Annotated in this window: 10 protein-coding genes and 1 other annotated feature; of the genes, 2 read left to right on the forward strand and 8 right to left on the reverse strand. The window is 25.7% G+C overall.

Annotation, left to right across the window (positions count from 1 at the left end; all coding sequences use genetic code 11):
• Positions 1 to 17 precede the first annotated feature (17 nt).
• From NGI68_RS11375 to ileS, 3 genes are all read right to left on the reverse strand, one after another.
• Complete coding sequence (locus NGI68_RS11375; protein WP_251861606.1) at positions 18 to 4,082, reverse strand: AAA domain-containing protein; 4,065 nt, start codon at positions 4,080 to 4,082, stop codon at positions 18 to 20.
• 215 nt (positions 4,083 to 4,297) lie between these two features.
• Positions 4,298 to 5,296, reverse strand: coding sequence for a LacI family DNA-binding transcriptional regulator (locus tag NGI68_RS11380; protein ID WP_251861607.1), 999 nt, complete (start codon positions 5,294 to 5,296; stop codon positions 4,298 to 4,300).
• A 148-nt stretch (positions 5,297 to 5,444) separates the two neighbouring features.
• Entirely contained in the window at positions 5,445 to 8,561 is a 3,117-nt protein-coding gene (gene ileS, locus NGI68_RS11385; RefSeq protein WP_251861608.1) for an isoleucine--tRNA ligase, read from the reverse strand.
• Between the two features lie 59 nt (positions 8,562 to 8,620).
• Positions 8,621 to 8,864: a binding site (T-box leader), on the reverse strand.
• Between the two features lie 136 nt (positions 8,865 to 9,000).
• Here ileS and NGI68_RS11390 point away from each other — a divergent pair.
• Positions 9,001 to 9,639 (forward strand): MBL fold metallo-hydrolase, encoded by a 639-nt coding sequence (locus tag NGI68_RS11390; RefSeq protein WP_251861609.1) that lies wholly within the window; start codon positions 9,001 to 9,003, stop codon positions 9,637 to 9,639.
• A 143-nt stretch (positions 9,640 to 9,782) separates the two neighbouring features.
• Here NGI68_RS11390 and nrdG read toward each other — a convergent pair whose 3' ends face one another.
• The 4 genes from nrdG to NGI68_RS11410 form a co-directional block, all read right to left on the reverse strand.
• Positions 9,783 to 10,298, reverse strand: a complete 516-nt coding sequence (gene nrdG, locus NGI68_RS11395; RefSeq protein WP_251861610.1) for an anaerobic ribonucleoside-triphosphate reductase activating protein — start codon at positions 10,296 to 10,298, stop codon at positions 9,783 to 9,785.
• Positions 10,299 to 10,316: 18 nt separating this feature from the next.
• On the reverse strand, positions 10,317 to 12,455 hold the full coding sequence (locus NGI68_RS11400) for an anaerobic ribonucleoside triphosphate reductase (RefSeq protein ID WP_251861611.1): 2,139 nt from the start codon (positions 12,453 to 12,455) through the stop codon (positions 10,317 to 10,319).
• A 319-nt stretch (positions 12,456 to 12,774) separates the two neighbouring features.
• The gene (locus NGI68_RS11405; protein WP_353505388.1) at positions 12,775 to 13,500 is read right to left on the reverse strand and encodes an MgtC/SapB family protein; all 726 of its coding nucleotides are present in this window, start codon (positions 13,498 to 13,500) and stop codon (positions 12,775 to 12,777) included.
• Positions 13,501 to 13,555: 55 nt separating this feature from the next.
• Positions 13,556 to 14,626, reverse strand: a complete 1,071-nt coding sequence (locus tag NGI68_RS11410) for a GGDEF domain-containing protein (protein ID WP_251861613.1) — start codon at positions 14,624 to 14,626, stop codon at positions 13,556 to 13,558.
• A gap of 77 nt (positions 14,627 to 14,703) precedes the next feature.
• Here NGI68_RS11410 and NGI68_RS11415 point away from each other — a divergent pair, with 77 nt between their 5' ends.
• A complete protein-coding gene (locus NGI68_RS11415; protein WP_251861614.1) occupies positions 14,704 to 14,880 on the forward strand; it encodes a hypothetical protein in 177 nt (58 codons plus the stop codon).
• A gap of 355 nt (positions 14,881 to 15,235) precedes the next feature.
• Here NGI68_RS11415 and NGI68_RS11420 read toward each other — a convergent pair whose 3' ends face one another.
• Positions 15,236 to 15,427 (reverse strand): ferredoxin, encoded by a 192-nt coding sequence (locus NGI68_RS11420; RefSeq protein WP_251861615.1) that lies wholly within the window; start codon positions 15,425 to 15,427, stop codon positions 15,236 to 15,238.
• Positions 15,428 to 15,520 lie beyond the last annotated feature (93 nt).

Consider the following 15,520-nt stretch of genomic DNA (forward strand, 5'->3'; position numbering starts at 1 on the left):
AAAAACATTGTATATATTTAAACTACTAACAAGTTATTCTTTAATATTTCTTTAGAATAATTTTTATATAATCCACTTTTCATCAAAAATTCGTAAAATTTTTCCATTTCTCTTTCTGGATTTCTGTAAAACTTACTCCCTCTTATTTTATAAAAAGACCAGCCTAATCTAGTCAGATCCATCTCTAAATCTAGAATATGTTGTATATTATTATTTTCATATAACTCACCATCATCGCATATTACCGCAATTCTATTATGTTCACCTTCTAGTATAAAATCTATAATATATTTACCTAACTTTATATTAGATTTTATATCACACTTTAAATTTTTTATATTATCATATATGTCCTTTTGAAATTTTGTTTGCATAACATAATTTATATTGGGTAATTTACTTTCGTAGTTCTTATAATTATTAAAATAGTCTATTAACTTATATCTTACGCAATTACTATTTAAATTTTTATAATTTATAGAATAAAACAAAAATATTTGATTTCTGGCTCTGCTTACTGCTACATTAAATCTTTTTGTATCAGTTTCTTTTGTTAAGGCAGTATATTTCATATTGTCTCCAACTACCATGGATAAAAATATTATATCCCTTTCATCCCCTTGAAAAGAATACGCATCTCCACATACTAATTTTCTTCTTTTTATTTCTTCTTTACTTAAATTATTTTTTAATAAATTTTCTATAAATTCACTTTGAGAATCTCCTAGTAGAGATATCACCCCCATGGTCATATCCTTATATTTACTATCCCTACAGCACTCTAGCACCTTATTAACTAATGCTTCTGCCTCATTGATATTTAATTGTTTGCTTTTCTCTCTATATCCATCTTCAACTTTTATACATTGCACAGCTGGATTAAAAACCTCTCTCTTTGTAGGATACCTAAGAGGTACTATTAAATCTGAATAACATAATTTATTGCTAAACTGAACTATTTCTGGCACAGATCTAAAGTGTTCTTTAAGCATTGTTCTATCTTTAAATGTTCTAAGAGCTGTATCATACAAACTAGTCTGCAAATCAAACCATTGGCTCTGAGGTATACCATCTAAATACTTATCAATAAAATTGTTTATCATGGCTTGATCTGTGCCCACTACTTCTGGGCTAATCTGTTTATCATCCCCAACTATTATTGCTTTCTTAGCTCTCATAAGAGCAGATATGGCAAATATATTACTTTGACTACTTTCATCAAATATTACCACATCAAACTGTTCTTTAGATGGTTTTATATTCTCTATTATCTTATCTAAAGGCATAATCCAAACAGGAATTATGCCTTTACATTTTTCCATTTCTTCCTTTGCTATGTTGCTATACTCTAATACGAATTTTCCCCTCCCTTTTCCGATTCTTTTTACAGCTTGTACCCATGAAAATAGACTTCTTTTTTGCTCTTCATTAATATTTGATATTACATTTTTCCATGCTTTTTTACTAATTATTTGATTTATTATTTTCTTTTCCTTATTTTTTTCTTCTATCAATTTATCTTGCAACTTTTTTTCATCTATTTTTTCTAACTTTTTAAACAAATCGTTATATTGAGCCCATTTCCATGCATTTTCCCAATTATTAAATTTATAATCTTTTTTATAATTTTCTAATACAAAGTCTAATGTCTTAGGACAATTTTCCTCCAACTTTTTATATACATAGTTTATTTCATCCATATTGGACTTCATTGACATAATTTTTTCTATATATTCATAAGCTTCCTTTATATAATTTATATTTTCTTCATCTATTCCTTCTACTATACAATTTAAACTTTTAAAGTTTCTAACTTGTTTTTTTATTATTTCCATAAAGGCCTTTAACTCATTATACTCATTTATTGATTTTATACATTCTATACACTGTATGAAATATTCATATGTGCTTATTTCATACCAATTTATATTAATAGGTATTCTTATTCTTCCTAATAATTTTATTATTTTATCTCTATACTCTCTATTCCAATTCATAATAATATCTAAATTATTAGTTATATATTCTACTAAAATTAAATTATCTATATTATAATTTATATCCTTTTTTACATAACTATTTATTATATTTTCCCACAATCTATTTAAAAAACTATAAATTTTTCTTTCTTCTATATAGTCATTCATAATAGTTAGTTGCTCTATGGTTTTTATATTTTCTCCATTTATATAACAATTTTTAAAAATATAATCATATTTATTATTAAATACTTTAAATATTTTACCAATCTTCTTTTTACCTTTAACTTTTGAATATACCATCTGAAAATCCTTTATAAGTATATCCATATTATCTATTTCTTTTATTTCTATTGAATATTGATTTATATTGCTTCTTATTTTTATCAAATTATCTTTATAACTATTTAAATTAAGTAAAAAATTATTTATTGATTCTCTAAAAATTTCACTTGAATAATATAATTTAAACATTTGTCCTATGATAGGATCTTCTGTTATATCTTTCATTTTTTCAATACATTTATACAAAAATTCTAATAACGTATTATAATTACATTTGCATTCTGCAGGTATATACCATCCTTTTATTTTATCTTTATAGAAATTCAAATTACTTTCTAAATATATCATTTTATCTAATTTATTTTCTACTTCATTGTATAAAGGCATTTTATTACATATAAACATAAGATCATTAATATTATTTATATACCCTTTACCCTTATCTTTTAATAAAGATACTAATTTATTAAACTGCTCCTCATTAACAGGCTTTATATCCTCATATCTTATATTGTCTTTAATCCATCCATATTTATATTCATTTTCGTTTAGCCAAGATCCTATATTAATTAATTTATAGTAATTTCCTCCATAATATATTTTTTTATTTTCCATAAACTCTATTTCTTTTAATTTCTTATATAAAACTTCTTTATTTTTCTTACATTTCTCTCTTTCATTGTTCAAAATATATAAATCATCCATTATGTCACTTGGATTTTTGCATAAATTATCAGATATATTTTTAATGCATTCTTCTAATTCATAATCTCCATCATTGTTATCTAATAAATTTACACATAAAGGCTTTATATCTTCAGGTATTTTATTTATTAACACTTTTAAAGCTCTACTTGTTTCACTGGTAACCAAAACTTTTTTACCATGAGCTAAAAAATTACATATAAGGTTTGCTATGGTATGGCTCTTTCCTGTACCTGGTGGCCCTTGGACTAATATAGCCTCATTATCACATATTTTTCTTGCTATAGAAATTTGCTCTTCATTAGCATGTAGTGGAAATAATATATCTTCTTTACAGCTTTTCCATTGATCTTTATCAATAATAGTATTATCTTCTATTTCCTTTTCATCTACTAAAGCCTCTATAGTCTTAGGTATATCATAACCTTTGTCTATTACATCTATCATTGACTCTATTTCTTTAACCCATAAACTATTATCTATTTTCCTTATTATAATCACTGGACAATTATATATAACGGGTTTTTCTGTTAACTCTATTTTATTTATATCTTTTATATCTTTAAATTCTACTTCTGAATTATTATTTAATAATAATTGTATTTTATTTTTAATATTTTTATAATCCATTATATCTATTTCTTCTTTTTCCCAGTTACTTTTCAGAGTAAGGATTTTTTTAAATATATTTTTATTAAAAAAATCACAAGCCTGCATTTCTAATTTTATATTTTTACAAATGTTTAAATTTAAAATATCTTCATTTTCTATAAAATCAACTTTAATCTTTGATGTTATCATCGGATGAATCACATTTTTGCTGGTTTTTAACGCTAAAATAGCTTGTCCTAATATTAATTCATTTTCGTCTTCTCCCATTTGCTGTTCTAAATAATATTTATAAATTTTATCATATATATCCCCTGCTTTTTTAGATATTTTTATATTAATATTATTATTCTTATCTTTATTTAAATTACAATAATTATTTCTAGCTATGTCTTTTTTAGTATATGCAGCTTCATATGTTCTAACATCACTTGAACTTTTATTCATTTTTTTTATTCTTAAAAGATAATAAAATATATTTTTTATCTTCTCTGAACACTTCATATGTACACCTCCACTAATTTTTAGAAATAATATATTAACTTTTATGTTAAATTATACCATTTACTATTGGTATATTCAAAAAAATCGTAATACAAATTATTATGAAAAATTCTTTAATTTTATTGTTTAATTTAAGCTTTTAAAAATTATGATAAAATAAAAAAAGATGTGCTATTTATCTACACATCTTTTTTATAAAATATATTAATAATTATCTATTTTTTACAGGAATCTCTTTCTACTATTTTATATTGTAATACATAATCATTATTTTCTAATTGTTCTTTGTTTATTATTTTTATAAGCATTCTCATTCCTACAGATCCCATATCATACATTGGCTGTGCTACTGTTGTTAATTTAGGATAAAAAACATCAGCAGAATATATATTATTAAATCCCATAACATCTATATCTTCAGGAATTCTTAAATTTTTATCTCTTAAAGCATTTATTGCTCCCATAGCTATTTCATCATCAGCACAGAAAATAGCATCTACTTTTTCATTTTCTAATATTTTATTTACACCTTCATAACCATCCTTTACCTTCATACCACCTAAATAAACTAAGTTTTTGTTTTCTTCAATATTATTCTTACTTAAAGCTAATTTATATCCTTCATATCTTAAAGCTGCACCATTTGCCATATCTTCATGCAATCCTATGTAAGCTATATTCTTATTGCCTTTATTAATTAAATATTCTGTAGCATCTAAAGCTGCTTTTAAATTATCTATAGTTACACTTGGTAGATTTTCTTTATTATCTTTTGTTTCTACTAAAACTACTGGTAGTTGCAAGCTTTTAATTAGTTCTAATATATTTTTTTCCAAGGAATTACTCATATATAGAACACCGTCTGCCATTTTCTCTCTTAATACTCTTAAATACTCCATTTCTTTTTCTGGATCTAAATCTGTATTACATAGCATTATATTATAATCATATATATTAGCTACATCTTCAGCTCCTCTTACAATCTCTGGATAAAATTGATTTGATATATCTGGTATTATTATTCCTATGGTTTTAGATTTTTGTGTTTTTAAACTTCTAGCAACTATATTAGGTCTATATCCTAATTTTTTTATTGCATCTAATACTTTCTTTTTAGTATCCTCATTTACAACATCTATATTGTTTAATACTCTTGAAACCGTAGCTATGGAAACTTGAGCTTCTTTAGCTACATCTTTTATTGAAACTGCCATTCAAATCACTCCTATTATTTATTAAAATCTAAAATATTTATATTTATAAAATTTTCTATTCTTTAATAGTTTTCCCTTATTACAATTATTATAATAAAAAACGTGCATAGAATAAACAATTTTTATTCTATGCACAAAATTGTATGTGCTATTTAACAACTTTCATTGCTATATTGTAATCTTCTCCGTTTATTTTACATTGAGTGTAATCTGCATTTTCATCATAACTAATTTTTTGTGATAGAGTCTCTGCTTTTATTTCATCTTCATATTTTTTAACTATGGCATTTAAAGTATCATTTCCTGATACATATAAATTAATTTTATCTGCCACTTCAAATCCGCTTTCTTTTCTCATATTTTGTACTTTACTAAGTATTTCCCTTAAGAAACCTTCTTCTTTTAATTCTTCTGTAATATGCGTATCTAGTACTACACCTATTTCTCCTTCACCAGCAAAAGCAAATCCTTCTAGTCCTTGCATTGTTACAAGTAAATTTTCTGCTGTAAGTTCTATTTGATCTTCACAACCTTCAATATCTATAAATACAGACTTACCATTATTTATATTTTGAGCTAATTCCATTTGGTTCATAGCACCTATAGTTTTTCTGATAGCAGGTATAAATCTTCCATATTTTTTACCTAATACAGGTAAATTAGGCTTTATTTCAAAATTAACATAGTTAGAAAGATCTGCTCCAGATACAACTTTCTTTATATTAAGCTCTTCTTTTATTATATCCTCATAATATTCTGGTAATTCCTTTGTGCTAACTAACATCTCTTGAAGAGGCTGTCTGTTCTTTATATTAACTGAATTTCTAGCACTACGTCCTAATTTAACTATTTTATAAGCTAAATCCATTTTTCCTTCTAAATCTTTATCCATACTACTTTCATCATAAGATGGCCATTTACACAAATGAATACTTTCTTTTGCATCTTTATCTAGATTTACAACTAGATTTTGATACATTTCTTCTGTAATAAATGGTACAAATGGTGCCCCTACTTTTATTACTGTAGTTAAAACTCTATATAATGTTGTATATGCTCCAATTTTATCATCTGTAAGTTCTGTACTCCAAAATCTTGATCTATTACGTCTAACATACCAATTTGAAAGTTCATCTACAAAATCTTCAAGTAATAATGAAGCTTGAGTTATTCTATAGCTATCTAAATGTTCTTCTACATCTTTAATTAAAGAATTAAGCTTAGATAATATCCATTTATCCATTACATGTTCTGATTTAAAGTTCTTATATTCTAATGGGTTAAAGTTATCTAAATCTGCATATAAAACATAGAATGAATATACATTCCATAATGTACTTAAGAATTTTCTTTGAGTTTCTCTTACATCTTCTTCTGAAAATCTTGTTGGTAACCATGGTGCACTAGCTGTATAGAAATGCCATCTTGCCGCATCAGCTCCTTCATTTTCTAGTACATCAAATGGGTCAACTACATTTCCCTTAGATTTTGACATCTTAAGTCCACGTTTATCTAATACATGGCCTAAAACTATACAGTTTTCATAAGAGCTCCTTCCGAATAATGCTGTAGATATAGCAAGTAACGTATAGAACCATCCTCTAGTTTGGTCTACAGCTTCTGATATAAATTGAGCTGGGAATGTTTTATCAAATAATTCTTTATTTTCAAATGGATAATGATGTTGTGCAAAAGGCATAGAACCTGAATCAAACCAGCAGTCTATAACTTCATTCGTTCTAGTCATTTCTTTTCCACAGTGTGGACAATTTAATTTAACTGCATCTATGTATGGTTTATGAAGTTCTATGTTTTCTGGAACATCTATTCCTTTTTCCTTTAATTCTTCTATACTTCCTATACACTCCCTGTGTCCACAGTCGCATTCCCATATTGGAAGAGGTGTGCCCCAGTATCTGTCTCTAGAAATACCCCAGTCTATTACATTCTCTACGAATTTTCCAAATCTACCTGTTCTTATATGATCAGGATACCAATGTATACTATTATTATTTTTTACTAAATCATCCCTTAAAGATGTCATTTTTACAAACCAACTATCTTTTGGATAGTATAAAAGTGGTGTATTACATCTCCAACAATGTGGATAAGAATGTGTAAATTTTTCTGATTTATAAAGCATACCATTTTCTTTTAGATATTCTAATATTTTAGGGTCTGCTTTTTTTACAAACATTCCCTTCCATGGTTCTACTGAATCTACAAAATTACCTTCACTATCAACTAAATTTATTAAAGGTAAATCATACTTTTTACCTGTTTTACTATCATCATCACCATAAGCTGGAGCTGTATGAACTATACCAGTACCATCTGTAAGAGTTACATAATCCGCATGTACTACGTAGAATGCTTTCTTTTCAGGTGCTTCAAATTTAAATAATTGTTCATATTCAACGCCTACTATTTCTTCACCCTTAAATTCTTTAACTATTTCACATTCACCTTGTATTACTTTTCCTAAAAGTTCCTTAGCTAATATATAATGTTCTCCATCATTTAATACTTCCACATAATCATAAGACTTATTTATTGCTAATGCTACGTTACTTGGTAATGTCCAAGGAGTTGTAGTCCAAGCAAGAAAATATTTATTTTCTTCTCCTTTTATTTTGAATTTAACAAAAGCTGTTGACTCTTTCACGTCCTTATATCCTTGAGCCACTTCATGAGAAGATAATGCAGTTCCGCATCTTGGACAATACGGTGTTACTCTATGGCCTTTATATAAAAGTTCTTTTTTCCACATTTGTTTTAATGCCCACCATACAGATTCTATATAGTTATTGTCATAAGTTATATATGGATTATCCATGTCTACCCAAAATCCTAATTGTTCAGACATTTGCTTCCAAAGACTTGTATATTTAAATACACTATCTTTACATTCTGTAACAAACTTTTCTATGCCGTATTCTTCTATTTGTGGTTTACCTGATATACCTAATTTTTTTTCTATTTCAAGTTCTACCGGAAGTCCGTGTGTATCCCAACCAGCTTTTCTTAATACCTTATATCCTTTCATAACTTTATATCTTGGAATAAGATCTTTCATTACTCTTGTAAGAACGTGTCCTACATGTGGTTTACCATTAGCTGTTGGTGGTCCATCATAAAATGTAAAATATTCCCCATCTTCATTTGAATTTAAACTTTTTTCTATTACATCTTTACTTTTCCAAAGATTAGCTATATCTTTTTCTCTTTGCACAAAGCTTTTATTAGAATCGATTTTATTGTACATAATCTATTGCTCCCTCCTATAATTAATATTTCCCATATTAAATAAAAAAACTCCATCCACAATAGGACGAAGTTACATTCGCTATACCACCTATAAAACTTTAAACAATTTTCAAGTACAATATAATTTTAATATTATATTAGACTCTATTCTTTAACGCAGAAATACGAGAGAACTTACTTGCAAATCTTTCAGTCTCCAGCTCCCAGGGGATTTTCTCTAGATCTATTCTGTAGACTTTCACCAACCGCCCACTCTCTTTAAGAAATCAATTTAAATACTCTTCCTGTTCACCGCTTTTAAGATATTATAGTATACATATTTTTTATTGTCAATTACTTTATTTATAAAAAATTAGAAATATTAGAACATATTTTGAATACTATATATTTATTTACTAAAACTAAGTTTAAAATACTTTTAAACTTAGGAGGTAAGCATGAAAATTAAATGGTTAGGTCATTCTTGTTTTATTTTAGAAAGTAGTTCTAAAACTACTATATTAACCGATCCCTATGAACCTAGTATAGGTATTCATAGTCTGAATTATAATTCAGACATATGTACTATAAGTCATAATCATTTTGATCATAATTTTAAAGATGATCTAAATAAAAATTGCATAATTATAGATACTCCTATACAGTATAAACATAAAGATTTAAAAATAAAAGGATTCAAAAGCTATCACGATAAACTTAAGGGTCTTAAAAGAGGAAATAATATAATATTTAAATTTAAAATAGATGGTTATGACATATGTCATCTAGGTGATTTAGGTCACTTATTATCAAAAGACTTTATTTCTAATTTAGGTAACATAGATGTATTATTTGTACCCATTGGAGGCAATTATACACTTAATGGTAAAGAAGCTGCTACTTTATGTAAAAACTTAAATAGTCATATAGTAATCCCAATGCATTTTGGATTAAATAATATAAAAATCAAACTAGATGGTTTAGAAAATTTTTTACTACATATGGATAAAAGACTGCAAATAGGCTGTGATACAATAACCTTAGAAAACAATATAAGAAATTACACTAATATGGTTTATATACTCAATATGTATTAATATATTTTGCATAAATAATAAAAATACTTTTGTTATATATCAATTAAAGCCGCTAAACACATTGTTTAAGCGGCTTTCTAAATCCATATAATAATATATTACAGTGATATATATTATTATAATACTGATAAAACTTACTACTTTTATAAATTTAAAGTAACAATTTTATCTTTATTTAAACTTCTTTTTACATCAATTATTCTTTGATTAGATGATCCTCTATATTTTAAAGATCCATCTTTTTTTAATTTATCATACTTACCATCTACCAGTACATCTATTAAATTCATTAATTCTTTAAGTTGTACATTTTTATTAACTTCTTCTTTAATATATTCAAAAGTATAGCCTGTATAACACCATATATTTAATCCTAATTCTTTTATTTCTTTAGCTAAAATACTTAACTCTTTTGTATGTTCTAGTGGTTCTCCTCCACTAAAGGTTACTCCTCTTATTAATGGCATATTACTTTCTATTCTTTTTGATATATCCTTTAGTGACACTTTATCTCCATAGCAAAAGGATTGCATTTCTATATTTTGACATCCTTCACAATTATGTTTACATCCTGATACAAATAAAACTGACCTTAGTCCAGCTCCATTAGCTAATGAATTATCTAAAAAACCCGCTACTTGTAAATACTTATTATTCATGGCTAAACACCTCAATTATTATACAGTATAGATTTTTTTATGTTTGGAATTATTTGATGTTCTATCAGCTCTTTCTGCTACTTTGCCAGCTCCAAATCTTTCATCTAAACTTAAATATCCCGTTACCCTTGATATTCCTTGTATATTTGTGCTTCCACAATTACAAACGTCCTCTTCCACTCCAAGATATGTTCCACATTCTCTACAATATTTTATATGAAAATTTATTCCCATATATGATATGTTAGTATTTCTATATGCATATTGAATTATATCCATAATTATTTCTTCTGATGGGTAGTCATCTAATTCAATATAACTTATATGTCCACCATTACATAACTTATGATAAGGAGCTTCTATATTAATTTTTTCTTTGATTGATATGGAAAATCCTACTGGTATATGATAACTATTTGTATAATAATTTTTATCTGTAACACCCTTTATTTCTCCAAAAACTTTCCTATCTTGAAGAATAAATTTACCACTTAAGCCTTCTGCTGGTGTGGCATAACAACTCCAATTCAATCTGTCTATTTCTTTATATTTATCACAAAAATCTCTTATATATGAAACTATTTTTAGTCCTAATTCTCTGGCTTCTTCTGTTTCTCCGTGATGACTTCCTACAAGTGCTGTTAAAGTTTCAGCTACTCCTATAAAACCTATAGCCCAAGATCCTTCTTTTAAAATAGGTTCAATAGAATCATCCGGTGATAAATTTTCTGAGCCTTTCATAAGTCCTTCACCTACAACAAACGGTAAGTCCTTTACCCTTAGTTTTTTTAACACATTATATCTATGCAATAAAGATTCCCTTGCTGATTCTAATCTATTATCTAGTATCTCAAAAAATTTATGTATGTCTTTTTTAGCTAATATACCGATTCTAGGAAGATTTATAGTTGTAGGAGCTATATTACCTCTACCACCGGGACCTTCGTCTCCATTTATATTAGAACATACATAGGTTCTGCATCCCATAGTAGCTGGAATTATTCCTTTATCGTAATATTCCTTATTAAAATCCGAATCCATATTCATAAAGGTAGGATTCATTCTTTTACCAGCTATCTTAGCAGCTAATTTAAACAAATAATAATATGGATCTTTCTCTTCTCTATTTACTCCATCTTTTACTCTAAATATTATATTAGGGAATATTGGTTGCTCACCCTTACCTAACCCTTTTTCATATTCTTTTAAGAATATTTCACATATTAAAGCTGCATCTTTACTCTTTGGTATTCCAATATTTATAGAACTAAATGGTACTTGAGAACCTGCTCTAGAATGCATAGTATTTAAATTATAAACTATTCCTTGCATAGCTTGATGTATACGTAATACTAGCCTATCTTCTACTAACTTATCTATTTTTTCTTCCTTGAAACTATCTTCTTCTAAACCTAATTCTTTTAAATCTTCTAGTATATCTTTTCTTATTTCTGATCTAGTATTAGGAATAAACAATGCCATATCATTATCAAAATTTACATGAGCTTGACCTCCGAACATATCATTTTGAGTAGATTGGAGTAATATACAACTTAATTCCGCAGCACTTTCAATTCTCTTGGGAGCATTAATTGTACCATAACCTGTATTAAAACCTCTTTCCAATATTTTACCTGTATCTATATTCAAACAATTTACTGTTAAATTGTAACTATCTAAATCATGATAATATATATCTCCGTTTTCGTGCAATTTAGCTAAATGTTTCGGCATTACCCCTAAATTGTACCATTTATTAGATTCACTAGCTATTCTTAAAAGTTTAGAACTAAAATTATTGCCTACATTTGCATTATCTCTATCTGTTTCCACTCCTATTTTTTCTATAGCTTTCATCAATCCAGATTTTATTTCTCTTATTTTTGTTCTTTCTTTTCTATAATTTGAATAAGCATATCCTATTTGCTTAAATCCGCTATCAATTAAAACATGCTCAACTAAATTTTGTATATCCTCCACGGATATTTCTTTTTTTTGAGAATCTTCTATGTTTTTTATAACACTTTGAGTTAAACTTATATTTTCACTTTCCTTCATATCAAAAGCAATTTCTTCTGCTGCTCCCTTAATTGCATTTGATATTTTAACAACATTAAACTCTACCTTTCTACCGTCTCTTTTCACAACATATAGCATATTATCTTCCTCCTACCTACAACATATTGTGTCTATATACTTTGAACATTATACTATCTTAAAAATTTTTCAGCAATTTTATATTTAAATAAATATAGTGATTAAGTCTAATTAATTCTATTTATCTAACTTTTATATTAAATTTTATACAATATACACACTTGATATTTATATATATTTATACTTCAATACAAATTGCATAAACACTTAAATTTATATATTTTTTATTACAAAAAACAACAAGAACGTATATTTTATTTCTGTAAATACAATTTATTGTATTTATATAAAAAATATACGTTCTTTTTACATTATATTATTATATTTTATTTTTTATTCTATTTATTTTAGTTATATTTATACTGTATATATTTTTATTGCTTCTTATATTTTCTATTACAGATAAAAAGTTTAATTTATTAGTTATAATTATATTCAATCTTATTTTTATTATTTCTTCATCATTAATGCTTCTATTAAAAAATTTTATACTCTTTATGTGAATCTGATTTTTTAATAATTCTTTTAAAGTATATTCTATAATATCATTATTAGATAAATATTCTATAGTTATATAGTATTCTCTATTTTTATCACTTACTACTCTTTCTATTATCTCAAAAACAATTAAAGATAATATTAAACCTAAGAATCCTATTACACTTAAAAAATAAAATCCTAATCCTACAGAAATTCCTATACAAGCCACTACCCAAATACTAGCTGCCGTTGTTAGTCCCTTTACAGAACCTTTGTCTCTTATAATAGTTCCTGCACCTAAAAAACCTACACCTGTAATAACTTGGGAAGCCATTCTAGATACATCTGCACTGAGCAAATACTTAAAATCTCCATCTGTTCGTATAATTTCTTTCATATATTGTATTATATATAATTGTATCATTACTGCTATACAGGCTCCTATGCATACCAATATATGAGTTCTGAACCCCGCTGGTCTATTCTTTTTTTCTCTTTCAAACCCTATGGCTCCACCGATTATTATAGATAAAAATATTCTAAATATAACCTGGTTCCTATCCAATATATTCACCTCTATACCTATGAATATATGCCAAGAATTTTATCAGGTTACTATTTCATACTATTATTTTATTGTTTTTATTAATATACATATTTTTATCAGCTAAATTTATTACTTCTTCATAGCTTTCATTATTATAATTTTTTAGCTCACTTATACCATAACTAAAATCTATATTTATTCCTCTTATTTTATTTTTATTAATTTTCTCTCTAATATTCTCCATAAAATTTATAACGCCATTATCATCTAAATTATTGAATAACACTATAAATTCATCTCCACCAAATCTAAAAAATAAGTCATTATCTCTTAAATATCTTTTTATTAAATTAGCAAAAACCTTTAAAATAAAATCTCCAGTACTATGTCCGTAAATGTCATTTATAGTCTTAAAATTATCAATATCAATTAATACTAAAACTTTATTACTTTCCTTTGTTTCATTTTTCATTATTTCATTAAAATATCTTCTATTAAAAATTTTTGTTAATTCGTCATAATTAGCCTTATATATGAGTTCTTCTTTTATCATGAAGGACTTTATTATTAATTGCAATTCATCCTTTATATAGTCCATTAACTTCAAGTCTTCCTTTTTAAATCTATAATTTCTCTTTGTACAATCTATATTAATCTGTCCAAATAATTTGTCATCCATATATATAGGTGCTGAAATTATACAACTAATGTTTAATGCCTTTAGTTCTTTAAATTTATTTATGGTATTCTTATTCAAAATTTTTTCATCTAACTTTACTGGCTTTTCAATTATAGCCGTTTCTTTAAATCCATTTATCTTATTTAAATAAACTTCTTTTTTGTTAAGCTTTATATTTTTAAGCTTACTATCATATCCTAGCATTGCTACATAATTAAAGTTTTCTTCGTCATCCATTATTAAAATGCTTCCTTTACTTGCCTTTGGTATTAAATTTATAGCTGTTTTTAATATTATTTCATATACTTTATCTACGTTTTTTTGTTTATTAACATTTTTTGTCATATCATAAATTATATTCTTAGCACATTGTAGTTTTTTCATACTTTTTCTTAAATTTATTATGATGATATTTTCATATATTATCATAATTAAAAATAATATACTGATAAAAACATATAACATATTAACCCCCAATTAATTTATATAATTAATGAATAATATATGCGTTTTATAAAAAAATATATAAAGGAGGTGCTACTATGTTAGGTGAAATTATAGACATGAATGAAGAGAATATCATAGTTAAATTTAGCAATGGTTTAAGTTTAGCTTTAGATATTGAAGATATTAATAACAATGCTAAAATAGGCGACAAAATAAACATAAACCCATGTACAGAGCAAACCCCTTATAATAAAATTATAAATTTTTTCTAATAACTTTTATTTCTCTTGAGTGTATGCAATTTTTATTTTATATCTAATTTATCTACGTATTTAACTTTATATACAATAATTCTGATTTATTCTTAAAAACTATTTGAGTAGGATATATCTATGTCCTACTCTATACAACTTATAAGACAAGTTCTATTAGTGTATATATCAATCATAAAATAATAATTTCATAGCTTATTGCAGTTTGTCCTACCATCAAAAGTTTAACAATATCACAAATATATTTATTGACATGTTCATTATACCAAATATTAGAAATTTAGTAAATCTACTATATTTTTATATTTTGTTAAAATTAGTTTAAATTTTATATTTTATTATATACTATTTATTTCTATATTATGGTTCTTATAGCATTAACAGGACAAGCATATTCTGCCTCTTTACCATATTGTTCTTTTAATACAGGTATTGGATATATTGTTAACTGTGCCTTGTCATCTTCTCCCATCTCAAATAATCCGTCTCCTATATCTCTACACATGCCACATCCTATACATTTATCCCTATCAATTTCTATCTTCATTATAAACATCTCCCTAGAATATAAATTCTTATACAATTATACTTAACTTTTATACTTATTTTTATTCTTAAAATATTTAACTGTATTTAAAAC

Origin of the sequence: Clostridium sp. Marseille-Q2269, assembly GCF_943736985.1 — a bacterium.
Lineage (GTDB): Bacteria > Bacillota > Clostridia > Clostridiales > Clostridiaceae > Clostridium_F.